The organism is Pseudorhodoferax sp. LjRoot39 (assembly GCF_964253035.1).
Classification (GTDB): Bacteria; Pseudomonadota; Gammaproteobacteria; order Burkholderiales; family Burkholderiaceae_C; genus Pseudorhodoferax.
The window spans coordinates 6,750,899-6,774,167 of record NZ_CAXUQL020000001.1; the positions used below are offsets into that span (position 1 = coordinate 6,750,899).

22 protein-coding genes and 1 other RNA gene are annotated in these 23,269 nt (G+C 71.9%); 13 read left to right on the top strand and 10 right to left on the bottom strand.

What is annotated here, in order from left to right:
* Positions 1 to 5 precede the first annotated feature (5 nt).
* Both ACSQ4M_RS31555 and ACSQ4M_RS31560 read left to right on the top strand, forming a co-directional pair.
* Positions 6 to 1,097 (top strand): SMP-30/gluconolactonase/LRE family protein, encoded by a 1,092-nt coding sequence (locus ACSQ4M_RS31555; protein ID WP_436193308.1) that lies wholly within the window; start codon positions 6 to 8, stop codon positions 1,095 to 1,097.
* A 170-nt stretch (positions 1,098 to 1,267) separates the two neighbouring features.
* Complete coding sequence (locus tag ACSQ4M_RS31560) at positions 1,268 to 2,230, top strand: alpha/beta fold hydrolase (protein ID WP_436193309.1); 963 nt, start codon at positions 1,268 to 1,270, stop codon at positions 2,228 to 2,230.
* Here the strand turns inward: ACSQ4M_RS31560 and ACSQ4M_RS31565 are convergent.
* Positions 2,196 to 3,110 (bottom strand): AraC family transcriptional regulator, encoded by a 915-nt coding sequence (locus ACSQ4M_RS31565; protein ID WP_436193310.1) that lies wholly within the window; start codon positions 3,108 to 3,110, stop codon positions 2,196 to 2,198. The genes ACSQ4M_RS31560 and ACSQ4M_RS31565 overlap by 35 nt on opposite strands.
* An 81-nt stretch (positions 3,111 to 3,191) precedes the next feature.
* On the opposite strand from ACSQ4M_RS31565, the gene ACSQ4M_RS31570 reads away from it, so the two are divergent.
* From ACSQ4M_RS31570 to ACSQ4M_RS31585, 4 genes are read left to right on the top strand one after another with little or no spacing between them, the layout of a single operon-like run.
* A complete protein-coding gene (locus tag ACSQ4M_RS31570; protein WP_436193311.1) occupies positions 3,192 to 3,740 on the top strand; it encodes a carboxymuconolactone decarboxylase family protein in 549 nt (182 codons plus the stop codon).
* A 3-nt stretch (positions 3,741 to 3,743) separates the two neighbouring features.
* Positions 3,744 to 4,298 carry a TlpA family protein disulfide reductase gene (locus ACSQ4M_RS31575; protein ID WP_436193312.1) on the top strand — a complete coding sequence of 185 codons (555 nt, stop codon included), beginning with the start codon at positions 3,744 to 3,746 and terminating at the stop codon, positions 4,296 to 4,298.
* A complete protein-coding gene (locus ACSQ4M_RS31580) occupies positions 4,295 to 5,002 on the top strand; it encodes a glutamine amidotransferase (RefSeq protein WP_436193313.1) in 708 nt (235 codons plus the stop codon). Before ACSQ4M_RS31575 ends, ACSQ4M_RS31580 begins: the two co-directional genes overlap by 4 nt.
* Positions 4,999 to 5,682, top strand: a complete 684-nt coding sequence (locus ACSQ4M_RS31585; protein ID WP_436193314.1) for an MOSC domain-containing protein — start codon at positions 4,999 to 5,001, stop codon at positions 5,680 to 5,682. The genes ACSQ4M_RS31580 and ACSQ4M_RS31585 overlap by 4 nt, the downstream gene beginning before the upstream one ends.
* Before the next feature lie 9 nt (positions 5,683 to 5,691).
* On the opposite strand, the gene ACSQ4M_RS31590 is transcribed toward ACSQ4M_RS31585, so the two are convergent.
* The 3 genes from ACSQ4M_RS31590 to ACSQ4M_RS31600 form a co-directional block, all read right to left on the bottom strand.
* Positions 5,692 to 6,198, bottom strand: a complete 507-nt coding sequence (locus tag ACSQ4M_RS31590) for a hypothetical protein (protein ID WP_436193315.1) — start codon at positions 6,196 to 6,198, stop codon at positions 5,692 to 5,694.
* Positions 6,199 to 6,294: 96 nt separating this feature from the next.
* Positions 6,295 to 7,725 (bottom strand): catalase, encoded by a 1,431-nt coding sequence (locus ACSQ4M_RS31595; RefSeq protein ID WP_436193316.1) that lies wholly within the window; start codon positions 7,723 to 7,725, stop codon positions 6,295 to 6,297.
* Between the two features lie 15 nt (positions 7,726 to 7,740).
* On the bottom strand, positions 7,741 to 8,358 hold the full coding sequence (locus ACSQ4M_RS31600) for a protoglobin domain-containing protein (protein ID WP_436193317.1): 618 nt from the start codon (positions 8,356 to 8,358) through the stop codon (positions 7,741 to 7,743).
* A 223-nt stretch (positions 8,359 to 8,581) separates the two neighbouring features.
* Between ACSQ4M_RS31600 and ACSQ4M_RS31605 the strand changes: the two genes are divergently transcribed.
* Positions 8,582 to 9,502 (top strand): YihY/virulence factor BrkB family protein, encoded by a 921-nt coding sequence (locus tag ACSQ4M_RS31605; RefSeq protein WP_436193318.1) that lies wholly within the window; start codon positions 8,582 to 8,584, stop codon positions 9,500 to 9,502.
* A gap of 121 nt (positions 9,503 to 9,623) precedes the next feature.
* Here the strand turns inward: ACSQ4M_RS31605 and ACSQ4M_RS31610 are convergent, their stop codons facing one another.
* Positions 9,624 to 10,223, bottom strand: a complete 600-nt coding sequence (locus ACSQ4M_RS31610) for a LuxR C-terminal-related transcriptional regulator (RefSeq protein WP_436193319.1) — start codon at positions 10,221 to 10,223, stop codon at positions 9,624 to 9,626.
* A gap of 158 nt (positions 10,224 to 10,381) precedes the next feature.
* Between ACSQ4M_RS31610 and ACSQ4M_RS31615 the strand changes: the two genes are divergently transcribed.
* The 3 genes from ACSQ4M_RS31615 to ACSQ4M_RS31625 all read left to right on the top strand — a co-directional run bounded on the left by ACSQ4M_RS31615 (position 10,382) and on the right by ACSQ4M_RS31625 (position 16,440).
* Complete coding sequence (locus tag ACSQ4M_RS31615; RefSeq protein ID WP_436193320.1) at positions 10,382 to 13,204, top strand: ATP-binding protein; 2,823 nt, start codon at positions 10,382 to 10,384, stop codon at positions 13,202 to 13,204.
* A 130-nt stretch (positions 13,205 to 13,334) separates the two neighbouring features.
* The gene (locus ACSQ4M_RS31620; RefSeq protein WP_436193321.1) at positions 13,335 to 13,985 is read left to right on the top strand and encodes a LuxR C-terminal-related transcriptional regulator; all 651 of its coding nucleotides are present in this window, start codon (positions 13,335 to 13,337) and stop codon (positions 13,983 to 13,985) included.
* A 103-nt stretch (positions 13,986 to 14,088) separates the two neighbouring features.
* A complete protein-coding gene (locus ACSQ4M_RS31625) occupies positions 14,089 to 16,440 on the top strand; it encodes a PAS domain-containing protein (RefSeq protein ID WP_436193322.1) in 2,352 nt (783 codons plus the stop codon).
* A 7-nt stretch (positions 16,441 to 16,447) separates the two neighbouring features.
* Here the strand turns inward: ACSQ4M_RS31625 and ACSQ4M_RS31630 are convergent, their stop codons facing one another.
* On the bottom strand, positions 16,448 to 16,744 hold the full coding sequence (locus ACSQ4M_RS31630) for a hypothetical protein (protein WP_436193323.1): 297 nt from the start codon (positions 16,742 to 16,744) through the stop codon (positions 16,448 to 16,450).
* 289 nt (positions 16,745 to 17,033) lie between these two features.
* On the opposite strand from ACSQ4M_RS31630, the gene ACSQ4M_RS31635 reads away from it, so the two are divergent.
* From ACSQ4M_RS31635 to ACSQ4M_RS31645, 3 genes are all read left to right on the top strand, one after another.
* A complete protein-coding gene (locus ACSQ4M_RS31635) occupies positions 17,034 to 17,789 on the top strand; it encodes a response regulator (protein ID WP_436193324.1) in 756 nt (251 codons plus the stop codon).
* Positions 17,790 to 17,887: 98 nt separating this feature from the next.
* Positions 17,888 to 19,021, top strand: coding sequence for a thiolase family protein (locus tag ACSQ4M_RS31640; protein WP_436193325.1), 1,134 nt, complete (start codon positions 17,888 to 17,890; stop codon positions 19,019 to 19,021).
* Positions 19,022 to 19,029: 8 nt separating this feature from the next.
* Entirely contained in the window at positions 19,030 to 20,562 is a 1,533-nt protein-coding gene (locus ACSQ4M_RS31645; RefSeq protein ID WP_436193326.1) for a phospholipase D family protein, read from the top strand.
* A gap of 55 nt (positions 20,563 to 20,617) precedes the next feature.
* Here ACSQ4M_RS31645 and ssrA read toward each other — a convergent pair.
* The 4 genes from ssrA to ompA form a co-directional block, all read right to left on the bottom strand.
* Positions 20,618 to 21,004: a transfer-messenger RNA gene (ssrA, locus tag ACSQ4M_RS31650) on the bottom strand.
* 7 nt (positions 21,005 to 21,011) lie between these two features.
* Positions 21,012 to 21,707 carry a phosphoglycolate phosphatase gene (gph, locus tag ACSQ4M_RS31655; protein ID WP_436193327.1) on the bottom strand — a complete coding sequence of 232 codons (696 nt, stop codon included), beginning with the start codon at positions 21,705 to 21,707 and terminating at the stop codon, positions 21,012 to 21,014.
* Positions 21,697 to 22,425: a bifunctional 2-polyprenyl-6-hydroxyphenol methylase/3-demethylubiquinol 3-O-methyltransferase UbiG gene (gene ubiG, locus ACSQ4M_RS31660; RefSeq protein ID WP_436193328.1), complete on the bottom strand. Its 729-nt coding sequence runs from the start codon at positions 22,423 to 22,425 to the stop codon at positions 21,697 to 21,699. Before ubiG ends, gph begins: the two co-directional genes overlap by 11 nt.
* Positions 22,426 to 22,519: 94 nt before the next feature.
* Positions 22,520 to 23,161, bottom strand: a complete 642-nt coding sequence (gene ompA, locus ACSQ4M_RS31665) for an outer membrane protein OmpA (protein ID WP_436193329.1) — start codon at positions 23,159 to 23,161, stop codon at positions 22,520 to 22,522.
* Between the last annotated feature and the right edge of the window lie 108 nt (positions 23,162 to 23,269).

Here is a 23,269-nt window from a genome sequence, read left to right on the forward strand (position 1 = left end):
CCGCCATGCACCCCCACCTGCACCGATCCCTGATCGCCCTCCTGGCCTGCGCCGCCGCGCTGGCCTGCACCGCCCCGCAGGCCCAGCCGCAGCGCCTTGCGCACTGGGAGGTCGAGCGCTTCGCGCTGCTGCCCGCCGACATGCGCCACCCCGAGGGCCTGGCGGCCGATGCGGACTCGGGCCAGCTCTACGTCGGCACCTTCGATGCGCGGCTACCGGCATCCGCGCGCAACAACCAGCTGCTGCGCTACGCCGCCGACGGCCGGCTGCTGGCGCAGCGCAGCTTCGGCGAGACGCCGCTGACGGGCCTGGCGGTCTCGGCCGGCAAGCTCTATGTGCTGAACTTCGGCGCCGCTCGCCTGCAGCGCATCGCGCTGGACTTCGACGCCGCCACGCCCGTCGAGGATGTCGCGCGCTTCGAGGCCCTGGTGCCCGCGGCGCCCGCGCCGCGCCGTGTCGACAACCCGGACGGCAGCCACGACACCGTGGCCTTCGGCGTGGCCGGCTTCCCGGCCATCAACGGCATGGTGTTCGACCGCGCCGGCAACCTCTACGTCTCCGACTCGTTCCAGGGTGCCATCTACCGCATCGCGCAGGCCACGCGCTGCGCGCCCTGCGAAGTGGCAACGCTGCTGCGCGATCCCCTGCTGGCCACGGCCGGCGCCCTGCCCTTCGGCGCGAACGGCCTGGCGCTGAACGCCGACGAGAGCGTGCTCTACATCAACAACGCCGGCGACGGCCGCGTGCTGCGCCTGCCCCTGGCCGGCGGGCCGCTCACGGTGCTGGCCGAGGGTCTCTACGGTGCCGATGGCCTGCAGTTCCACGACGGCCGGCTGTGGGTCGTGGCCAACCAGATCGACACCGTGATCGCGCTGGACGAGGCCGGCCTGGTGCGCGGGCGTGCCGGGGATTTCCAGGGCATCGCCGCCGACGGCGCGCCCGAGGGCCTGCTGTTCCCGGCCAGCACGGCCGTGCTCGGCGACTGGATGTTCGTGACCAACCTGGCGCTGCCGCTGACCGCCGCGGCCGGCGACGAATGGGAGGAGCAGGTGCGGCGCTGGTCGCTGTCGCGCTTTCGGCTGCCGGGCCGTCGGTAGCTCCCTCCAAAGGGCCAGATGCGCACCACCCCTTGCAGTGCCTGCCGCGCCCCACCAAGGCGAAGCCGCACCCCCACCCCAGCGCGGGATGCCGCACAACCCGCTGCAGCCGACCATGGCGGCGTGCCACGCACTGGCGCCCACCGCCGCCTTCCACGAAAGGATCTTCCATGTCTGAGCTCTCCCATGCCACGGCGCCGTCCTCCCGGCGCAGCGTGCTGCTCGCAGGCGCCGCTTCGGCCGCACTGGCCCTGCCCGCCCGCGCCCAATCCACCCACCACCGCGCCAAAGGAACCCAAGCCATGAGCACCATCACCACCCAGGACGGCACCCAGATCTACTACAAGGACTGGGGGCCCAAGGACGGCAAGGTCGTCAGCTTCAGCCACGGCTGGCCGCTCAGCGCCGACGCCTGGGAGGCGCAGATGTACCACCTGGCTTCGCACGGGTTCCGCTGCATCGCGCACGACCGGCGCGGCCATGGCCGCTCCAGCCAGCCCTGGCACGGCAACGAGATGGACACCTATGCCGACGACCTGCAGGCCCTGTTCACGCAGCTGGACATCCGCGGCGCCATGCTGGTGGGCCACTCCACGGGCGGCGGCGAGGTGGCGCGCTACATCGGCCGCCACGGCAGCGCCCGCGTGGCCAAGGCCGTGCTGATGGGCGCGGTGCCGCCCATCATGCTGAAGTCGGCCAACAACCCGGTCGGCCTGCCGATGGCGGTCTTCGACGGCTTTCGCAGCGCCTACCTGGCCGACCGCGCGCAGTTCTTCCTCGATGTTGCGACCGGCCCCTTCTTCAACTTCAACCGCCCGGGCGCCAAGGTCTCCGAGGGCCTGATCCGCAGCTGGTGGACGCAGGGCATGATGTCCGGCCACAAGAACGCCTACGACTGCATCAAGGCCTTCAGCGAGACCGACTTCACCGAAGACCTGAAGCGCTTCGACATCCCCACGCTGATCATCCACGGCGACGACGACCAGATCGTGCCGATCCAGGGTGCGGCGCTGCTGTCGGCCAAGCTCGTCAAGGGCGCCGAGCTCAAGGTCTACAAGGGCGGCAGCCACAGCCTGGGCGACACCGCCAAGGAGCAGCTCAACGCGGACCTGCTGGCGTTTGCACGCGCGTGAGGCCTGCGCCTTCGCGCGCCAGCCAGTCGCGCGGCGACAGCCCCACGCGCTGGCTGAACAGCCGCGACAGCGCCGACGCACCGGCATAGCCCAGTTCGTCGGCGATCTGCTTGACCGGCCGGCCTGCGCGCAGCGCGGCCTGGGCCAGCGTGAGCCGCCAGTCTGCCAGGTAGGCGGCCGGCGTCTGCCCCACCACGGCATGGAACTGCGCGGCGAACGCGCTGCGCGACATGCCGGCCGTGCGCGCCATGGTCTCCAGGCGCCAGTCGCCGCCGGGCGTCTCGTGCACGGCCACCAGCGCGCGCGCCAGGCGCGGGTCGGCCAGTCCGGTCAAGAGGCCGCTCTGGATGCCGGCTTCCTGCGGATGGTCGATGCACCAGCGCAGCAACTGGATCAGCACCACCTCGAACAGCCGGTCGGCCAGCAGGCGCTGTCCGCAGCGCAGCCGCTCGGTCTCGGCGAACAGCAATGCCAGCGCGGCCTGCAGGCCCTCCACGCGCGCCAGCGGCAGCAGCACCAGGGCGGGCAGCGCGCGCACCAGCGGGTTGGCCTCGCCGCCGTCGAACTCCAGCTCGGCGCAGACGAAGTCCGAGCCCTCCACGGGCGGGTTGTGGAAGACATGGGCCACGGGCCGCGGATAGAACAGCAGGCTGGGCTCGGTCACGCGCAGCACGCGCGGCAGGCCGCTGCGCGGCGCATGGCGCAGCTCCAGCCGGCCGGCACGCATCACGTGCAGGAAGCCGCGCCCCGGCAAGGCCGGGAACGGGCTCACGCCGCACAGCGGCCCCTGGTGGAACAGCCGCGCGCGTACGCGGCAGCGCTCCAGCAGCGCGGACAGACGGTCCAGCGGGTCGGGCGGGGCTTCTGGACGATTCGGCATGATCAATGGACGATTCGCACCCAATGGTACCGGCAAGGCACGCACACTGGAGGCCTTCATCCACACCGAAAGGCAAGCACCATGTCCCGCATTCCCCTGCTCTCCGCGCAAGACACCCACGGCGAACGCCAGCAGCTGCTGGCCCAGATCCACGGCGCCTTCGGCGCCACGCCCGCGATGTTCCGCGCCGTCGCCCACTCCACGGCCGCGCTCAAGGCCATGTGGGGCAGCTTCGGCGCGCTGGGTGCCGGCGTGATCCCGGCCAAGCTGGGAGAGCAGATCGCCGTGGCCGTGGCCGAGCGCAACGCCTGCCACTACTGCCTGGCGGCCCACACGCTGCTGGGCCGCAAGGCCGGCGCCAGCGCCGAGGAGATGGCGGCGGCCCAGCGCGGCGAATCGGCCGACACGCAGACCGCCGCGGCGCTGCGCTTCGCGCTGCAGCTGGTCGAGGCGCGCGGCCAGGTCGGAGCGGCCGACGTGCAGACCCTGCGCGATGCCGGCTTCAGCGACGAGCAGATGGTGGAGATCGTGGCCCATGTGGCGCTCAACCTGTTCACGAACTACGTGAACCTGGCCTTCGACGTGCCGGTGGACTTCCCGGCCGTGCGCCTGCACCGCCAGGGGAGCTGAAGCATGGACACGACGCCGCTTCCCGCGCCTGCGCTGCAAGTCGCGCATTGGCTCAACACGCCGACGCCGCTCACGCTGGCATCGCTGCGCGGCCGCGTCGTCGTGCTGCATGCCTTCCAGATGCTGTGCCCGGGCTGCGTGGCGCACGGCCTGCCGCAGGCCCAGCGCCTGCACCAGCTGTTCCCGCCCGAGCAGTTGGCCGTGGTGGGCTTGCACACGGTGTTCGAACACCATGCCGTGATGGGCGGCGTGGCCGCGCTGCGGGCCTTCGTGCACGAGTACCGGCTGAGTTTCCCGATCGGCATCGACCAGCCCGACGGCCTCGACGGCGTGCCGTTGAGCATGCAGGCCCTGCGCCTGCGCGGCACGCCCAGCCTGGTCGTGCTGGACCGGTACGGCCGCGTGCGGCTGCACCACTTCGGCGCGATCGACGACCTGCGCCTGGGCGCGCTGCTGGGCCAACTGGTGGGAGAGGCACTGCCCCCTGCGGACGGTGTGCCGGTTGCCAGCGGCTGCGATGATCGCGGTTGTCCCCTGCCTTCGGCCACCACAGCATGAGCACACGCACCGTCCTGGCCCTGCGCCACCTCGCTTTCGAAGACCTGGGCCTGCTCGACCCGCTGCTGCGCCGACGCGGCGCCACGCAGATCGCCACCCACGACGCCGGCGTCGACGATCTCGCGGCCATCGACCTGGACGCCATCGACCTGCTGGTGGTGCTGGGCGGCCCCATCGGCGCGCACGACGACGGGCGCTACCCCTGGCTCGCCGACGAGGTGCAGCTCATCGCACGCCGCCTGGCCAGCGGCCGGCCTGTGCTGGGCATCTGTCTGGGCGCCCAGCTCATGGCACGGGCGCTCGGCGCGCGGGTTGCACCGATGGCGCACGGCCGTAAGGAGATCGGCTTCGGTCCGCTCGCGCTGACCGCGGCCGGCCAGGCCTCGCCGCTGGCCGCGCTCGGCGACCAGCCCGTGCTGCACTGGCACGGCGACCAGTTCGCGCTGCCCGCGGGCGCCAGCAGCCTGGCCACCACCGCGCTGTGCCCGCACCAAGCCTTCATGCCGCACCCGGCGGCACTGGCGCTGCAGTTCCACCTGGAGGCCGACCCGCACCGCATCGAGCAATGGCTGGTCGGTCATGTCGCTGAACTGGCGCAGGCCGGCATCGACATCCCGGCCCTGCGCGCCGACGCCGCGCGCTACGGCGCGGGCCTCGCGGCCGCGCTGGAACGGGTCGTCGACGCCTGGCTGGAGCGGCTGTGACGACGGTCGCGCAGGTGCGCGCCGTGCTGGCCGGCCCGGCGCATGCCTACACCCGCCCCGGCAGCCGCAGCGCCATCGACAAGCGCCCCCTGGCCGGGCCGGTGGCCGTGCATCCGCTGGGCCTGGCCGGCGACGAGCAGGGCGACCTGCGCGTGCACGGCGGCCTCGACAAGGCCGTGCACTGCTATCCCTGGAGCCACTACGCGCACTGGCGCACCGTTCTGCCCGCCACGCCGGTGCTGCAAGCCCCCGGCGCCTTCGGCGAGAACCTGAGCCTGGACGGGATGGACGAACAGGGCTGCTGCATCGGCGACCGCTGGCAGATCGGCAGTGCGCAGTTCGAAGTCAGCCAGGGCCGCCAGCCCTGCTGGAAGCTCAACGACCGCTTTGGCGTGCCCGACATGGCGCGCCGCGTGCAGGACAGCGGCCGCGCCGGCTGGTACCTGCGCGTGCTGCAGCCCGGCCAGCTACAGGCCGGCGATGCGGTGCGGCTGCTGGACCGGCCGCATCCCGATTGGTCGGTCGCGCGGCTGCTGCGCCTGATCACCGACCGCGACTGCGCGCCGGCCCTGCTGGACGCGGTGCTGGCCCTGCCGCTGCCGCCCTCGTGGGAGCGGCTGTTCCGGCGCCGGCGCGAGCAAGGCCAGGCCGAGGACTGGACGGCGCGGCTGCAGGGCTAACCGTGGCACTCAGGGACGCAGGGCCGCGGCGCCCAGCGGCGTCGCGCGCTGGCGCCTGCGCATGCGCAGCACCTGTGCCGCCATGACCACCGCGAACACGAGGAACACCACGCCCACCGAGGCCTTGAGCTTCGGATCGTCCGGCCCCGCGAACAGCGGCGCGCCCAGCGGCACGCGCATGAAGGTCTCGGTCAGGCCGGGAACCATGTGGAAGAACAGCGTCAGCGTCCACAGCACGGTCTGCGCATAGGGCCAGGCCCGCGCGCGCAGCGGCAGCAGTGCCAGGCCCACCACGAGCAGCGTCAGCACGCCCAGCATGTGGGCCTCGTTGAAGCCGCCGCGCTGGAAGATGCCGAAGCCCGTGAGGCAGGTCAGCACCGTGCTCCACAGGTAGACCTGGCCCAGCCGCTGGCGCGGGTCGATCGCGCCGCGCTGCAGCAGGCTCTGGTAGCCGGCCCACAGCGCGACCAGGCTGATGGCGGTGTGCAGCGTACCGAGGGTGGTGAGTCCGAACATGGAGAACTCCTTGCGATGGAGGGTGGAGCGGCGCAGTCGCTTCAGCATAGGCCCGCAGGCCGCAGGCGACCATCTGCCAAAAGGGGCAGGCCCGTGTCAGCCCAGGCCCAGCGCGGCCATGATGCGGGCGCCGTAGTCGGCATCGGCGCGGCCGCAGTTCTGCGCGTGACGCTGGCGGATGTGCAGCGGTGCATCGCCCATGGAACGCGCCGTGTTCGCAACCAGGCGCGCGCGCTCTGCCGGCGACATGAGGCGGTACAGCGCGCCGGGCTGGGCGTAGTGGTCGTCGTCGTCGCAGTGCTCCCAGTGGCGCACCTGTCCCTCCAGCGCCAGCGGCGGTTCCCCGGCCTGCGGGCTGTCGGCCCACTCGCCCGCGCTGTTGGGCACGTAGGCGATGGTGCCGCCGGCATTGCCGTCCACGCGCATGGCGCCGTCGCGGTGGTAGCTGTGGAACGGACAGCGCGGCGCGTTGACCGGGATCTGGTGGTGGTTCACGCCGAGCCGGTAGCGCTGTGCGTCGCCGTAGGAGAACAGCCGCGCCTGCAGCATGCGGTCGGGCGAGAAGCCGATGCCGGGCACGGTCTGGGCCGGCGAGAACGCGGCCTGCTCGACCTCGGCGAAGAAGTTCTCGGGGTTGCGGTTCAGCTCCAGCACACCGACCTCGCGCAGCGGGAAGTCGCCGTGCGGCCAGACCTTGGTCAGGTCGAAGGGGTTGACGGGGTGGCGCGCGGCCTCGTGCTCGGTCATGGTCTGCACGTAGAGCGTCCAGCGCGGGAAGTCACCGGCCTCGATGGCCTGGTACAGGTCGCGCTGCGCGCTCTCGCGGTCGCCGCCGACCACGGCACGGGCCTCCTCGTCCGTGAGATTGGCAATGCCCTGCTGCGTCTTCCAGCTGAACTTGACCCAGTGGCGCTCGCCGGCCGCATTGACGAGGCTGAAGGTGTGGCTGCCGAAGCCGTGCATGTGGCGGTAGCTGCGCGGCAGGCCGCGGTCGCCCATCACGTAGGTGACCTGGTGCAGCGCCTCGGGCAGCAGGGTCCAGAAGTCCCAGTTGCTGGTGGCGTTGCGCAGGCCCGTGCGCGGGTCGCGCTTGACGGCGTGGTTGAGGTCCGGAAAGCGCAGCGGGTCGCGCAGGAAGAACACCGGCGTGTTGTTGCCCACCAGGTCCCAGTTGCCTTCTTCCGTGTAGAACTTGATCGCGAAGCCGCGGATGTCGCGCTCGGCATCGGCCGCGCCGCGCTCGCCGGCCACGGTGGAAAACCGCACGAACACCTCGCAGCGCTTGCCCACGGCCGCGAACAGCGCGGCGCGCGTGAAGGCCGTGATGTCCTGCGTGACCGTGAAGTGGCCGTAGGCGCCCGCGCCCTTGGCGTGCATGCGGCGCTCAGGGATCACCTCGCGGTCGAAGTGGGCGAGCTTTTCCAGCAGCCACACGTCCTGCAGCACGGCCGGGCCGCGCCGGCCGGCGGTCTGAATGTTGAAGTTGTCGACCACCGGCGCGCCGGCAGCATGGGTCAGTCGGCTCATGGCGGGGCTCCTGGTTCAGAAGTCGGCGGCCGGCAGGTAGGGCTGGGCCCACAGCGTGGCCGTCAGCGTCACGGCCTTGAACCAGGCCTGGTGCATGGCCTCCACCTGCTCGGGCGCATGGCCCTTCTTGCCGAGGAAGGGCCGCATGGTGGCGGTCAAGGGCACGATGAAGGCGATCAGGTAGCGCAGGTGGATCACGTCCGAGCTGGAGCGCACGCCGTCGGTCTGGTTCTTTTTGAGGCGCGTGTGGCGCAGGCCGATCTCGTACTGGTAGTCGAGCCAGGCCCGGTCGTAGCGCGCGGCCGTGGTGTCCAGGATCCAGGCGCCGAAGCGCTTGCGCACGGCCGCGAGGTAGGCCGCATCGGGCGCGCCGCCGCTGCCGGCGAAGTAGCGCACCAGGTGCGGGCTGCCGCCGACGAAGCCATACCAGACATCGAGCACGTCCTCCACCTGGTCCTGCAGCACCTGGTGCGCCAGCCGCAGGGCCAGCAGGTCGGCCTCGCCGAGCAGCAGCGTGGCTTTGAGGTCGGCGAAGTCCTGGTCGGACAGCGGCGAACGCGCCGACTGCGGCATGCCGTAGGTGTAGCCGGGGATCGCGGCGGCGGACGGATCGGCGAGGGTCGTGGCAGACATGGCGGGGCCTTTCGTGGTGCAGCAAGCAACAGGCTTGCCTGGCCATGGAGCATGCGTGGCGGCGGTCGCGCCGGCATCCCTCCTGCAACAGCCGGCCGCATACGACCAATGGGGCATGGCGAGCCCCTCCCTCCCGGCCCACACGCGCTGTCGTCCTTGTCCGGCAATGGCCGGTGCGCCGGGCGGCTACGCTGGCAGCCCCGCTGCAATTCACCGCCCACCCATGGAACGCCTGGCCGAACTCCTGCGCCGCCTGCAACACGCCGCGCTGTCCGCCCCGGTGCTGGGCGTGCTGCTGCGGGCCATCCGCAACTACGTGCTGCACCAGAGCGCCAACCAGGCCGGCAGCCTGGCGTTCTCGACCGTGCTGTCGATGTTCCCGCTGGTGCTGCTGCTGTCTGCCGCCGCGGGCTACGTGGGCCAGCCCGGCGACGCGGCGGCCCTGGTCGGGCGCGTGGTGGACTATGCGCCCCAGCTCGTGCGCGAGGCCGTGCAGCCCGTCATCGACGAGGTGCTGGCCCAGCGCAGCCAGGCGCTGCTGGCCATCGGCCTGGTGGTCACGCTGTGGACAGCCTCCTCGGGCATGCAGGCCGTGCGCACGGCGCTGAACCGCGCCTACGGCATCGAGCGCGGCACCGCGTTCTGGAAGGCCAGGCTCAAGGTCACGCTGTTCACCGTGGTGGTGGGCGGCGGCATCCTGCTCGCGTTCAGTTCGGTGATCGTGATGCCCTATCTGTGGCAGCTGCTGCAGCAGCAGATCGGTGCCGGCCAGGAGACGCCCTGGCTGCGCAACAGCGTGCGCTACGGCACGGCCTTCGTGGTGCTGAGCGTGCTCTACGCCGTCGCCTATGCCTGGCTGCCGGACACGCGCCAGCGCTTCGGCACCGTGCTGCCCGGCGCGGTGGTGGGCGCCGCGCTGTGGGCCGGCGCAGCCGCCCTGCTTTCCTACACGCTGCACAGCGCGGGCAAGCTGGCCCTGGTCTACGGCAGCTTCGCGGGCGTGGTGGCCACGCTGGTCTTCCTCTACGCCAGCGGCACCACGCTGATCTTCGGTGCGGAGGTCAACGGCGTGCTGCGGGCGCGGCGCCGCCCGGATGCCAGGCCGCAGCCCGTGGACGGCGCGGCCCCCATGGCCGCCGCCTGAGCCGCACGCCGCCGCGCCCAGCCACCGCGCGCTCCAGCACGATGCGCAAGGCATGCGTGTGCGCGCGGGTGGCCAGCTGCACCAGGTCGCGGCCGCCAGGTCCTGCAGGCCGATAGTCGTTTCAGTGCCGCGCCGCCAGTCCGCGCGCCATCGCGATGCTGACCACCTGCGTGCGGCTGCTGGCCTGCAGCTTGGACATGATGCCCTTCACATGCGCCTTGACCGTGCCGACCGCGATCTCCAGCTGGCGCGCGATGGTCTTGTTGCAGCAGCCCTGCACCAAGAGGCCGAGCACGTCGGACTCGCGGCCCGTGAGGTGCTCGCGCGTCATGCTGTCGGCCATGCGCTGGGCGGCGGCAAGGCTCAGGTAGCGCTGGCCCTGGGCCAGCGCGCGGATGCCCTCGACCACCTCGTCGACACGGCTGCCGGCCAGCAGGTAGCCGTGCACGCCACGCTCCAGCGCGGTCCGCACCTCCTGCTCGCGGTCCTGCGCGGCCAGCACCAGGACGCGCGCCGGCGCACGCCCGGGGCGGGCGCCCGCTCGGACCGTGCCGGCCAGCGCCAGGCCGCCGGCGTAGTCGGTCAGCACGACCTGGGCCGCGCCCGAGGACACGACCTCGATGCCGGATTGCTGGCCCAGTGCCGCGGCCAGGCCCAGGGCCAGCAGCGGATCGGGGTGGGCGACGAGAACCTGGATGCGGGAAGCGGGCAGCTTGGTCATGGTGTGGGTTCCTGGGTGGATGCCCCTGCCGGGGACGGGTGACGCGGTGGCGCCGATGGGTGTGATCTTGGCTGCCCGCCTGCCGCCATGCCAGTTAATGTTGGGCAAGCCTTGTGAAGGCATTGCCCCCAATGGGGTAGACGCAAGGCATGGGGCCCATGGAAGAATTTCGCGCCGTGAACGACCTCGTCTACACCTTCGGACCGTTCCAGCTGCTGCCGCGCCGCCGGCTGCTGCTGCGCGGCGGCGTGCCGCAGCGCCTGGGCGGGCGCGCACTGGATGTGCTGCTGGTGCTGGTGCGCCGTGCCGGCGAGGTGCTGGGCCAGGACGAACTGACGGCCGCCGTCTGGCCGCGTGCCGTGGTGGCCGAGAACAACCTGCGCGTGCACATCGCCGCCGTGCGCAAGGTGCTGGGCGACACCGCGGCCGACGCGCGCTACATCGTCAGCATCCCGCTGCGCGGCTACGCCTTCGTCGCGCCGGTGCAGTCCCTGAGCGCGCCCGCAGACAACGGCCCGGCCCCCGCTCCTGCCGAAGACCCGCTGCGCAGCCGCCTGCCCGCACCGCTGGCTGCGCTGATCGGCCGCGACACGCTCATCGACGAGCTGCTCCAGGCATTGGCCACGCAGCGCTTCATCACGCTGGTGGGCCCCGGCGGCATCGGCAAGACCAGCGTGGCCTTGGCCGTGGCGCACCGGCTGCGCGCGCGCGACGCCGAGCCGCCGTGCTTCGTCGACCTGGCCGCGGTGGCGGATGCGCGCGGCGTGGCCGGCGCCTTCGCCGCGCCACTGGGCCTGGCGGTACCGGCCGGCACCCGTTACTCGGGCCTGGCCGCGCAACTGCAGGGGCGCCGCCTGCTGGTGGTGCTGGACAACTGCGAGCACCTGCTGGACGCCGCCGCCGAACTGGCCGAGGCGCTGTGCCGCGGCGCCCCCCAGCTGCAATTGCTGGCCACCAGCCGCGAAGCGCTGCGCGCCGAGGGCGAGCAGGTGGTGCGCCTGCCCGCACTGGCCCTGCCCGACCCGCAGGCCCCGCTGCCGGCCGATGCCGAGGCCGCGCTGCGCTACCCCGCCATCGCGCTGTTCGCCGAGCGCGCCGCGGCCGGGCAGGACGGCTTTCGGCTGCAGACGGCCCACATCGCGCAGGTGGCGCAGATCTGCCGCAGCCTGGACGGCATCCCGCTGGCCATCGAGCTGGCCGCCGCCCATGTGCACGCCTTCGGCGTGCAGCAGCTGGCCGAGCACCTGCAGGACAGTCTGGCCCTGCTCACGCAAGGCCGGCGCACCGCCGCGCCGCGCCAGCACACGCTGCGCGCCGCGATGGACTGGAGCTACGAACTGCTGGCCGCGCCGGAACAGGCGCTGCTGCGCCGGCTGTCGGTGTTCCAGGGTTTCTTCACCTTGCATGCCGCGCTGGCGGTGGCCGACCCGGCCGAGCTGCCCGGAGCATCGGACCGCGGCGCGCTGCTGGAGAGCCTGTCGCAGCTGGTGGCCAAGTCACTGGTCATGGCCGACCCGGCGGGCGAGACCATGCGCTACCGCCTGCTGGAGACCACGCGCGCCTATACGCAGGAGAAGCTGCTGGCCAGCGGCGAGTGCGAGCGCCTGAACCGGCGCCATGCCGACCACTGCCTGGCCCGGGCCGGCCAGGTCCGGGTGGCCTGCGCCAGCCAGCATCCGCAGGCCTGGCTGCGCGAGCATGGCGAGGATTTGAACGACCTGCGCGCCGCGCTGCTCTGGGCCTTCTCGGCCGAGGGCGATGCCGCCACCGGTGCCGCGCTGGCGGCCGAATCCGCACCGCTCTGGTATGCGCTGTCGCTCATGCACGAGTACCTGGAGTGGGTGGAGCTGGCGCTGTCGCGCGCGCGCCAGCTGGAGCCGGTCCTGGAGATGCGGCTGCTCGACGCCCAGGGCCACACGCTGTGGCATGCGCGCGGGGTGGTGACCGGCATGCGCGCCGCGTTCGAGCGCCTGCAGGCACTGGCCGAGCGCCACGACGTGGCCGAGGCCCGGCGTGCGGCACTCTGGGGGCTGTGGCTGCATGCCAACATGGACGGCGAGAACGCGCGTTCGCTGCAGTTCGCGCAGCGCTTCGCGGCCAGCGGCGAAGACGTTGCGCCCGCCGCGTTCGCGCCGGTGGCTGCGCGCATGCTGGCCCTCAGCAACCAGTTGGTTGGCCGCCTCGAGCAGGCCCAGCGCGGCTGCGAGCAGGTGCTGACGGGCATGGCGGACAGCACGCCCACGGTGCGGCGGGACCTGCAGTTCGACCCGCGCGTGAGCGCACGCGGCACGCTGGCGCGTACGCTGTGGTTGCGCGGGCGCAGCGACGAGGCACGCGCCATGGCCGACGAGACCGTGGCACTGGCCGAGGGCATCGGCCACGACCTCTCGCTGATCTACGCGCTGGCCATGGCCGCGCTGCCGGTCGCGCTGTGGACCGGCGAGTTGGCGCTGGCCGCCCGGCACAACGACGCTTTGCAGGCGCGCGCGTCCATGCGCTCGCTCAAGCTCTGGCAGATGCATGGCGAGGGCTACGCCCGGGTGCTGGCGCGGCGCCGGGGCCTGGACACCGGCACGGCGCTGCCGGCCGCATTGCGCCAGTTGGCCGGCCGGCACCTGCAGCACATGCTGGCCACGCAGGACGAGGCGCTGGCCGACGACGCACTGCTCGCGCGCCTGGACGGCGAGCCGGCGCACTGGAGCACGGCCGAGCTGTTGCGCATCCGCGCGATGCGCCTGCAACACGCCGGCCACGGCGCGCAGGCCGAGGCCCTGCTGCGCCAGGCGCTGGCACTGGCGACGCAGCAGGGCGCCGTGGCCTGGCAGCTGCGCTGCGCCAGCAGCCTGGCCCAGTTGCTGCACGGCGGCCCGCTGGCCGCTGCGGGCCGCGACGGCCTGGCCGCGCTGCTGGCCAGCCTGCCGCAGGGCCAGGACACGCCGGACCGGCGGCGCGCGGCCGCGATCCTCGCCACCGCGGCCTGATCGCAGGGGTGCGGACGCCGCCAGATGTCATCTGACATCTGGCCTTGCGCCGCGTTCGTGGTGCAGCGCGCCACGCTGCCTAGACTGGAGAACGTGTTCACGGTCTCAGGCCGCACCCGCGAGGACCACCATGCCCTACGACTACTCCGATCTGCTCCAGCCCGCGCCGTTCTCGGTGCTGCTGGCCGACGCCCAGCCGCTGATGCGCCTGGGCGTGGCCGCGCTGATCGATGCGCAGGCCGACATGCGCGTGGTGGCCCAGGCCGCGAGCCTCACCGAGCTGCAGGCGCTGCGCGCACGCCACCGGCCCGACGTGGTCTGCCTGGACACCGCATTGCTGGATCCGCAGCCGGCCGAGCACCTGGCCGCGCTGCGCCACGGCGACGCCGCGAGCCGCGTGGTGGTGCTGACCCAGCGCGTCGGCGAGGAGGACATCTACCGTGCCGTCTGCGCCGGCGCCAACGCCTACCTGCTCAAGGACAGCCCGACCGAGCAGTTGCTGCAGGGCCTGCGCACCGTGCACGCGGGCGGCCGCTATATGCCGCCGGCCGTGGCCGCGCGTCTGGCGGCGCGCCTGCACGGCGGCGTGCTGAGCCAGCGCGAGATGCAGGTGCTGGAACAGGTGGCGGCCGGGCACAGCAACAAGCGCATCGGCCTGGCCTTCGGCATCAGCGACGGCACGGTCAAGTCGCACACCAAGCGCATCTTCCACAAGCTGGGCGCCACCAGCCGCACCGGGGCGGTGGCGATCGCGGTGCAGCGCGGGCTGATCGCGCTCTAGGAGCGTGGCTGGCGCGCGCAGGGCCGCCCGCCTATGATGCGCCGGCCCCGCACCGGACTGCGGTGCAGGGCACGATCTCCCCCATCGCTTCGGCAGGCGCACCTTGCAGCAACCCGACCCGGCCCTCGACGCCCCGGCCCCGCAGCGGCAGGTCGCGGGGGTACTGGCCGCTGCAGAGCGCGCCCGCCGCGCGCAGCGCCACCTGGAAGCCGCAGAGCACTACGAGCAGGCGGCGTTGCGGGCCAAGGACCAGGGCTGGCTGCCCGACGAAGCGCTGGCGCACGAAGGCGCGGCCGAGTGCCTCGCCGTGCTCGGTCTGGCCACGGCCAGCGAGGCGCACTGGCGCCTGGCCCATGCGGCCTACGCACGCTGCGGTGCCAACGACAAACTGCGCGCGCTGGAGCAGGCCCACGCCTTCCTGCTGCCCGGCGCGGCGCAGGATGCCCGCCTGGTCGACGAGCTGCGGCGCGAGATCCGCGAGCGCCAGGAGGCCGAGCGCCAGAGCGCGCGCGTTCAGGCCGCGCTGGCCGAGAGCGAGCAGCGCTTTCGCCGCATGGCCGACGCCACGCCCGACGTGATCTGGATCACCGAGCTGGTGCCCGAGCGCGTGGTCTACGTGAGCCCGAGCTTCGAACGCGTCTGGGGCCGTACGGCCGAGGAGCTGTACCGCGATCCGCGGGTGTGGACGGCCGGCATCCACGACGAAGACCGCGCCACCGTGGAGCACGCCTTCGTCGCCTGGATCGAAAGCGGCGCCGACCGGGCCTGGAATGCCGAGTTCCGCGTGGTCCAGCCCGGCGGCGCCGTGCGCTGGATCCACGACCGCGGCGTGATGATCTCCGACGACAAGGTCGGCCGCGTGACCGGCATCGCCACCGACATCACCGAACGCAAACAGGCCGAGGCCGCGTTGCGCACCTCCGAGAGCCGCTTCGCGCTGGCTGCCGCGGGCTCCAACGACGGCATCTTCGACTGGGACATCCCGAACGACCGCATGTACCTGTCCGAGCGCGCGCAGCGCCTGTACGGCCTGGAGCCCGGCCCCGAGGTGCGCCGCCGCGAGGACTGGGTGCAGATGCTGCGCCAGCACCCCGACGACGCGGCGCGCCGCACGGCTACCTTGTGGGGCTACCTGGAAGGCCGGCTGCCGGCCTACGACGGCGAATACCGCATCCTGCACGCCGACGGCCTGTACCGCTGGGTGCGGATCCAGGGCCTGTGCGTGCGCGACGCGGGCGGCCGGCCCACGCGCATGGCTGGCTCCATCAGCGACATCGACCCGCACAAGCGCGCCGAGGCCGCGCTGCGCCAGACCCAGCGGCTCGAGGCCGTGGGCACGTTGGCCGGCGGCATCGCGCACGACTTCAACAACATCCTGGGCGCGGTGCTGGGCTTCGGCGAAATGGCCCAGCGCGGCACGCGCGCCGGCAGCCGCGCGCGCCGCGACATCGACTTCATCATGACCGCGGCCGAGCGCGGCCGCGCGTTGGTCGAGCGCATCCTGGCCTTTAGCCGCAGCGGGCTGATCGAGCGCGTGCCCGTGCACATCGAGCACGTGACGCAGGAGACGCTGCAGCTGATGTCCGCTGCCATCCCGGCCGAGGTGCAGTGCACGCAGCAGCTGGCCACCGGCCGCGCCGCCAGCCTGGGCGACGCCACGCAATGGCACCAGGTGGTCATGAACCTCGTGACCAACGCGCTGCAGGCCATGCCGGAGGGCGGTGCGCTGCGCGTGGCGCTCACGCTGCAGACCCTGGACCGGCCGCGCGTGGCCACCACCGGCCAGCTGCCCCCGGGCGAATACCTGGTGCTAGAGGTGGCCGACACCGGCGCCGGCATCGCGCCCGAGCACCTGGCGCGCATCTTCGACCCCTTCTTCACCACGCGTGAGGCCGGCTCGGGCACGGGCCTGGGCCTGTCGCTCGTGCACGGCATCGTGGCCGAGTTCGGCGGCGCGGTCGAGGTGCGCACCGAGCCCGGTACCGGCAGCTGTTTCGGCGTCTGGCTGCCGCGCACGGGCGATGCAGCGCCACCGGCAGACAGCGCGCCGGCACCGCTGCCACGCGGCCGCCACGAACAGATCCTCGTGGTGGACGACGAGGACGCGCTGCTGCGCCTGGCCACGCAGCGCCTGGCCGACCTGGGCTACGTGCCCGTGGGATTCCGCTCCGGAGCCGAGGCACTGGCGGCGTTCGCGGCGCACCCCGAGCGCTTCGATGCGGTGCTGACCGACGAGCGCATGCCCGGCCTGTCGGGCACCGAGCTCGTGCGCGCGCTGCACGCGCTGCGGCCCGGCATCCCGATCCTGGTGTTGACCGGCTACACCGATGCGGACCGGGTGCAGCGCGCACGCGCCGCTGGCGCGAACGCGGTGCTGGGCAAGCCCCTGGCCGAACAGGATCTGGCGCGGGCCCTGGCGCGCGTGCTGGCGGACGCGGCGGGCCGGCCGCACTGAGGGGGCGTCAGGGCAAGGCGGCGCGCACGGCCTGCAGGAGTTCGTCACGGGCCAGCGGCTTGGCCAGTGCAGCCGCGATGCCATGCAGGCCCAGCGCCGCCCCGCCGCGCCCGAAGCGCGCGGACAGCAGGATCAGCGGCCCGGCATGCGCCGCGCGCACGCTGCGCACCAGCATGGGCACGCTGCGCGGTCCTGCCACGTCGGCGATCACGAGGTCGAAGGCCTGGCCCGCGAGGCCAGCCGCCCTGGCCTCGGTGGCGCGGTAGCCCGCGTCATCCAGCCAGCGCAGGAGCAGCTGGCGCATGAGGTCGTCCGATTCGACGACGGCAATCCTGAACGGTGGCGGCAATCGCAGTCCCTTGGCCCTTTCCGTCGGCCGGCGCGCTGCTGCCGACGCGCCGACCGCCGCCCCCATTACAGCGGCGCGTGCAGCGGCTCCAATGTCCGTGGACGGTCGTCGTGTGTCATCTGACACAGGCCGGCCTGCCGCCTGCGGCTTACACGAAGCCGACATCCCGGCGCGGCGCTGCCTGCGTGACACGCCGCACGACACATATGTCTACACTGCCGCGTCCCGACCAACCCGCTGCTCCATGCACAGCCTGTCTCCGCACACCGGCGCGCCGACTCCAGCCCATGTGCTGGCCGTCGACGACGACCCGTCGGTGCGCGAGCTGATCAGCACATACCTGGGCGACCACGACCTGCGCGTGACCGCGGTCGCGCGCGAGGCCGAGATGCGCGCGGTGCTGGAACGCGAGGCCGTGCAGCTGGTGCTGCTGGACCTGCGCCTGAAGGGCGAGGACGGGCTGGCCATCGCGCGCGATCTGCGCGCGCGCTCCAAGCTGCCCATCATCATCCTGACCGGACGCACCGAGGAGGCCGACCGCGTCATGGGCCTGGAGCTGGGTGCCGACGACTACCTGACCAAGCCCTTCTCGCCGCGCGAGCTGCTGGCGCGCATCCGCGCGCTGCTGCGGCGCACGCAGATGCACGCCACGCTGGCCGAGACCGTGGCCAGTGTGCGCGCCTACCACTTCGAGGGCTGGACGCTGAGCCTGCGCCTGCGCCGCCTCAACGACCCGGCCGGCCGGCCCGTGGAGCTGCGCAACAGCGAGTTCAACCTGCTGCTGGCCTTCCTCTCGGCGCCGCAGCGTGTCCTCACGCGCGAGCAGCTGCTGGACCTTTCGCGCCTGCACAACGCCGAGGTCTACGACCGCTCCATCGACGTGCAGGTCGGCCGGCTGCGGCGCAAGATCGAGGCCGACCCGCGCAGGCCGCGGTTGATCGTGACCGAGCGGCATGCGGGCTACCTGTTCGCGGCCGAGGTCCAGGCACTGCGCGACTGAGCCCGGCTACCCCTTTTGACGGGGGTGGCGCCGGCCCCTTCACGGCATCCCTTGCCGTGCGGCCCCACCCACACTGGCGGCATCGCCGAGGAGCCGCCATGAAAGCCGTGATCTGCGCTTACGGGCGCACCCCCTTCCACTTCGCGCGCAAGGGCCGGCTGGCCGGTGTGCGGCCCGACACCCTGGCCGCACACCTGGTGGCCGCGCTGGTGCAGCGGCTGGACCTGGACCCGCTGCTGCTCGAGGACCTGGTGCTGGGCTGCGCCTACCCCGAGGCGGCGCAGGGCGGCAACCTGGCGCGCATGGTCGGCCTGCTCGCCGGCCTGCCGCAATCGGTCGGCGGCATGACGGTCAACCGCCTGGGCGGCTCCTCGATGCAGGCCGTGCACAGCGCAGCGGCGCAGATCGAGGCCGGCATGGGCGAGGCCTTCCTGTGCCTGGGCGTGGAGTCCATGAGCATGGTGCCGCTGGGCGGTCTCCACGGCTCGCCACACCCGCGCCTGCTGGCACGGGGCGATGCCACCATCGCCATGGGGCAGACGGCCGAAAACGTGGCCGAGCGCTGGCGCGTGGACCGGGCGGCGCAGGAGGACTTCGCGCTGCAGTCGCACCGCAAGGCCGCGAACGCACAGGCCTGCGGCCGGCTGGCCGAGGAGATCGTGCCGATCGCCGACGCCGACGGCGCCGCGGTGCAGCAAGACGGTTGCATCCGCGCGCAAGCCAGCCTGGAGGCGATGGCGGCGCTGCGGCCCGCCTTCCGCGACGGGGGATCGGTCACGGCCGCCACCGCCTCGCCGCCGACCGACGGCGCGGCCGCGCTGCTGGTGGCCAGCGACACCTTCGCAAGCCGCCACCGGCTGGCCCCGCTGGCGCGCATCCGCGCCTGCGCCAGCATCGGCGTGGACCCCGCCGTGATGGGCATCGGCCCCGTGCCGGCCACGCGCAAGGCGCTCAAGCGCGCAGGCATCGCGGTGGCCGACCTTGACGTGGTCGAACTGCACGAGTCCTTCGCGTCGCAGGCCCTCGCCTGCGCTCGCGAACTGGGCCTGGACCCGGCCCGCACCAACCTGGACGGCGGCGGCCTGGCCATCGGCCATCCTCTGGGCGCTTCGGGCGCGCGCATCGTGGGCAAGGCGGCGGCGCTGCTGCGTCGCACGGGCGGGCGCTACGCGCTGGCCACGCAGTGCGTCGCCGGCGGCCAGGGCATCGCCACCATCCTCGAACGCGCGTGAGGCCCGCCATGCACACCCTCACCCGCTGGCTGTTTCCGTTGCTGGTCCTGCTGCTGCAGGCCTGCGCCGGCCTGGCGCCGCGCGCGCCGCTGCCCTACCAGGGCACACCGCCCGACGCGCAGCACTCCACGCTGGGCCGGCTCGCGCAGCAGGTGCCGGCGGCGGGCCTGTCGGGCCTGCGGCTGCTGCCCGACGGTGCCTTCGCGCTGGACGCCCGCCTGGCATTGGCGCAGCGGGCCGAACGCACGCTGGACCTGCAGTACTACCTGTTCCGCTGCGACGCCATCGGCCTGGCCGTGCTGCAGGCACTGGCCCAGGCGGCCGAGCGCGGTGTGCGCGTGCGCCTGCTCGTGGACGACCTGCACGTGGACAACGATGACGCACGCTTCGCCGCCTTCGCGGCGCATCGCAATGTGCAGGTGCGCCTGTTCAACCCGTTGCCGGCGCGCGGGGGCGGCGTGCTGTCACGCCTGGTGCGCTCGCTGCCCGACCTGCGCCGCATCAACCACCGCATGCACAACAAGCTGTTCATCGCCGACAACAGCCTGTCGGTCTCGGGCGGCCGCAACATCGGCCGCGAATACTTCATGCAGGACGAGGACGCCAACTTCATCGACATGGACATCCTGGCGCTGGGGCCGGTGGTGCAGCAGCAGTCGGCCTCGTTCGACCGCTACTGGAACAGCGCGCACGCCTACCCGATCGCCGCACTCGTGCGCACGGCTGCGGCCGCGCCGCTGCCGCCCGCCCGCCCGGACCTGCTGGCGCCCGCGCATGCCGAGGACGCGCTGGGCCGCCCCCTGCTTTCGCAGCAACTGGCCGCCGGCCGGCTGGACCTGCTCTGGGCGCCCGCCCGCGTCGTCGCCGACCTGCCCGACAAGATCGCGCGGCCCGACATGGCCCAGCGCTTCGCCGGCAGCGTCACCGCGCACACGCTGGACCTGATCGGCGGCGCGCAGCGGCGCGTGCTGATCATCTGCCCCTACTTCATCCCGGGCGAGGTCGGGCTGGAACTCATGCGCGACGCGCAGCGGCGCAGCGTGCGCACCACGCTGCTGACCAACTCCTTCGGCGCCACCGACGAAGCCCCGGTGCACTTCGCCTACGCCGGCTACCGGCGCGAGGTGCTGCGCCTGGGCGTGGAGGTCTACGAGCTGGGACCCGACATCGCGCGGCGGCTCAGGAAGCTCGGCAACTTCGGCCGCTCGCAGGGCCGCCTGCACGCCAAGATGGCCATCGTCGACGAGACGCACATGTTCATCGGCTCGATGAACATGGACGAACGCTCGGCCAGCGTGAACACCGAGGTGGGCCTGCTGATCGACAGCCCGGCGCTGGTGCAGGACTTCCGCCGGCTCATGGACGGCGAGCACTTCCGCAGCGCCTACCGGCTGCGCCTGGGCGAGAACGACCGGCTGCAATGGATCGACCGCGACGACGCGGGCCGCGAGGAGGTGCTGGACGCGGAGCCCGGCCTGCATCCCTGGCTGCGGCTCAAGCGCTGGCTGCTGACGCCGATCCTGCCCGAGGATCTGCTGTGAGCGGTACACAAGAAAAAGGCGTCCACCGGATGCCGGTGGACGCCTTTGGGAGGTTTGGTGGAGCTGGGGGGATTTGAACCCCCGTCCGCAAGCCATCTTCGCGCAGATCTACATGTTTAGCGGTCTGTTTTAAGTCTCGCTTCCTGTGCCGCGCAGCCGCACGCTACACAGGACGCCAGTACCCTATTGTCTCGCCCCTGACCAAGGTACCCGGTCCGGAGCCAGCCGATGAAATTATCTTTACAGCCGGGAGCGCTCAACTTGCGTCAAGAACCCCTTGCCCAGCCCATCGGCCTGCTGTTGTAAAGCTCACTGGCAATTAAGCAGCGAGTGCGAAACGTTCGTCGTTTGCAGTTAGTTTGTTTGAATCTGTTTAACGAGCGCATTCAGCTCGACATGCACCACAGCGATTCCGAACCCACGTCGAAACCAATGCAGCCCCAGAACTTCTATTTTAGGCTACTTGGCGCCATTGCAAGACCGGGCGCAAGATCCAGCACGGACAACAGGTCCATAGGCGCATCGATGGCGGCGTCTGCGTGCCACTCAGCGGTATCGACCGGGCCCAGGTAGCCGTAGCAGGCCGCCACAGTCAGCATGCCGGCCGCGCGGCCCGCCACGATGTCGCGCGCATCATCGCCCACATACATGCAGCTTGCCGGGTCGACCCCGAGCACACGGGCAGCTTCCAGCAGGGGTTCTGGATGCGGCTTGGTGTAGGCCGTGGTGTCGCCGCTCACGAGCACCCCGCTGCTGACGAACAGCGCCATGCCGGCGGTCAACGGTCGTGAGAAGCGCGAGGGCTTGTTCGTGACGACGCCCCAGCGCAGGCCGCGCGCGCGCAGCTCTTCGACCAGGTCAGCGACGCCGTCGAAAGGCCGCGTGAGTTCGGTCAGCCGGCGTTCGTAGTTATGGAAGAACTCTTCGCGCAAGGCTGGAAAGTCCGGATGGTCCGGTGCCATGCCGAAGGCCACGCCCAGCATGCCGCGCGCACCCGCGCCTGCCATCGCGCGGTAGGCCGCCAGGCCAAGGGCGGGCAGGCCGCGGTCGGTGCGCAACTGGTCCGCCGCAGCACCCAGATCGCCCGCGCTGTCGACCAGCGTGCCGTCCAGATCGAACAGCACGGCCTTCAGTTCACGCGCCATCGGACGTCTCCAGCGGCCGGCGCGTGGCCAGCATGTAGTTCACGCTGGTGTCGCTGCTGAGCCAGTAGCGCCGCGTGATCGGGTTGTATTCGAGGCCGCGGCTGTGCTGCAGTTCCAGGCCGGCCTCGCGGCAATGGCGCCCCAGCTCGCTGGGCCGGATCATCTTGTCGTAGTGGTGCGTCCCGCGCGGCAGCAGGTTCAGCAGGTATTCCGCGCCCAGGATCGCGAACAGGAAGGACTTGGCGTTGCGGTTCAGCGTGGAAAAGAACACCCAGCCGCCGGGCTTGACCAGTTGCGCGCAGGCGCGCACCACGGACGCCGGATCGGGCACATGCTCCAGCATCTCCATGCAGGTGACGACGTCGAAGCTGGCCGGCTGTTCGGCTGCCAGTTCCTCGGCGGCCACTTCGCGGTAGCGGATGTTGGGCGTACCGGCCTCCAGCGCATGCAGTTGCGCCACCTTCAAGGCCTTGGTGGACAGGTCGACGCCCAGCACGTTGGCGCCGCGGCGCGCCATGCTGTCGGCCAGGATGCCGCCGCCGCAGCCGATGTCGACGACCTGGCGCCCGGCCAGCGCCGCAGACTCCACGATCCAGTTCAGCCGCAGGGGGTTGATCTGGTGCAGCGGGCGGAACTCGCTCTCCGGGTCCCACCAGCGGTGCGCGAGTTCGGAGAACTTGGCGAGTTCGGCCGGGTCGGCGTTCAAAGCAGCATTCATCGGTTTCCTCTGCACAAAGAAAAAAGCCCGCGGATACGACTCGCGGGCTTTGATGCCTGCAGGCGCCAGGCCTGCAGGTGTTCTCTGACGAGAATCAGTTGGCGCGGGTGCCAACCACTTCGATTTCCACGCGACGGTTCTTCGCGCGGCCTTCAGCAGTCTTGTTGTCGGCGACGGGTTGCTTCTCGCCCTTGCCTTCGGTGTAGACGCGGTTGCGTTCGATGCCCTTGGACACCAGGTACGCCTTCACGGCTTCCGAACGACGAACCGACAGACGCTGGTTGTAGGCATCGCTGCCGACGGAGTCGGTGTGACCCACGGCGATGATGACTTCCAGGTTGATGCCCTTGATCTTGCCGACCAGGTCGTCCAGCTTGGCGCGGCCTTCCGGCTTCAGCACGGACTTGTCGAAGTCGAAGAAGGCGTCAGCGGCGTAGGTCACCTTGGTGGCTGCGGGCGGCTGGGGAGCCACGACGGCGGGTGCCTTGGCGGGTGCTGGGGCGGCAGCAGGTGCCGGGGCCGGGGCAGCAGCAGCCTGGGCAACGATGGCGCCATCACAACCCTTTGCAGCGGTTGCGGGCGTCCAGTTGGCATCACGCCAGCACAGGGCTTGGTCAGCGGTCTTCCACACCAGCGCGCCATCGGCGGTGCGCCAGTTGTCGACCGATTGAGCACCTGCGGCGGTAGCGAGCGCTGCGGAGGCCAACAACATCGCCACTTTGTTCAATTTCTTCATGGTTCTCCTCTGGGGGAAAAAGGCGCAGCAGCGCTGCGAAACCGGGACGCCTTCAGTGACCACCACTGAGCACGTACGCATTGATTGTGCCATAGGGGCTTGTAGCGA

Excerpts from the sequence above, each read along its gene's own strand:
- ACSQ4M_RS31570 (WP_436193311.1), top strand. The coding sequence starts at position 3,192 with ATGTCCCGCATTCCCCTGCTCTCCGCGCAAGACACCCACGGCGAACGC.
- ACSQ4M_RS31640 (WP_436193325.1), top strand. The coding sequence starts at position 17,888 with ATGAAAGCCGTGATCTGCGCTTACGGGCGCACCCCCTTCCACTTCGCG.
- ubiG (WP_436193328.1), bottom strand. The coding sequence starts at position 22,425 with ATGAATGCTGCTTTGAACGCCGACCCGGCCGAACTCGCCAAGTTCTCC.
- ACSQ4M_RS31620 (WP_436193321.1), top strand. The coding sequence starts at position 13,335 with ATGCCCTACGACTACTCCGATCTGCTCCAGCCCGCGCCGTTCTCGGTG.
- gph (WP_436193327.1), bottom strand. The coding sequence starts at position 21,707 with ATGGCGCGTGAACTGAAGGCCGTGCTGTTCGATCTGGACGGCACGCTG.
- ACSQ4M_RS31580 (WP_436193313.1), top strand. The coding sequence starts at position 4,295 with ATGAGCACACGCACCGTCCTGGCCCTGCGCCACCTCGCTTTCGAAGAC.
- ompA (WP_436193329.1), bottom strand. The coding sequence starts at position 23,161 with ATGAAGAAATTGAACAAAGTGGCGATGTTGTTGGCCTCCGCAGCGCTC.
- ACSQ4M_RS31560 (WP_436193309.1), top strand. The coding sequence starts at position 1,268 with ATGTCTGAGCTCTCCCATGCCACGGCGCCGTCCTCCCGGCGCAGCGTG.
- ACSQ4M_RS31615 (WP_436193320.1), top strand. The coding sequence starts at position 10,382 with ATGGAAGAATTTCGCGCCGTGAACGACCTCGTCTACACCTTCGGACCG.
- ACSQ4M_RS31590 (WP_436193315.1), bottom strand. The coding sequence starts at position 6,198 with ATGTTCGGACTCACCACCCTCGGTACGCTGCACACCGCCATCAGCCTG.
- ACSQ4M_RS31610 (WP_436193319.1), bottom strand. The coding sequence starts at position 10,223 with ATGACCAAGCTGCCCGCTTCCCGCATCCAGGTTCTCGTCGCCCACCCC.
- ACSQ4M_RS31555 (WP_436193308.1), top strand. The coding sequence starts at position 6 with ATGCACCCCCACCTGCACCGATCCCTGATCGCCCTCCTGGCCTGCGCC.
- ACSQ4M_RS31595 (WP_436193316.1), bottom strand. The coding sequence starts at position 7,725 with ATGAGCCGACTGACCCATGCTGCCGGCGCGCCGGTGGTCGACAACTTC.
- ACSQ4M_RS31565 (WP_436193310.1), bottom strand. The coding sequence starts at position 3,110 with ATGCCGAATCGTCCAGAAGCCCCGCCCGACCCGCTGGACCGTCTGTCC.
- ACSQ4M_RS31645 (WP_436193326.1), top strand. The coding sequence starts at position 19,030 with ATGCACACCCTCACCCGCTGGCTGTTTCCGTTGCTGGTCCTGCTGCTG.
- ACSQ4M_RS31600 (WP_436193317.1), bottom strand. The coding sequence starts at position 8,358 with ATGTCTGCCACGACCCTCGCCGATCCGTCCGCCGCCGCGATCCCCGGC.
- ACSQ4M_RS31605 (WP_436193318.1), top strand. The coding sequence starts at position 8,582 with ATGGAACGCCTGGCCGAACTCCTGCGCCGCCTGCAACACGCCGCGCTG.
- ACSQ4M_RS31630 (WP_436193323.1), bottom strand. The coding sequence starts at position 16,744 with ATGCGCCAGCTGCTCCTGCGCTGGCTGGATGACGCGGGCTACCGCGCC.
- ACSQ4M_RS31575 (WP_436193312.1), top strand. The coding sequence starts at position 3,744 with ATGGACACGACGCCGCTTCCCGCGCCTGCGCTGCAAGTCGCGCATTGG.
- ACSQ4M_RS31635 (WP_436193324.1), top strand. The coding sequence starts at position 17,034 with ATGCACAGCCTGTCTCCGCACACCGGCGCGCCGACTCCAGCCCATGTG.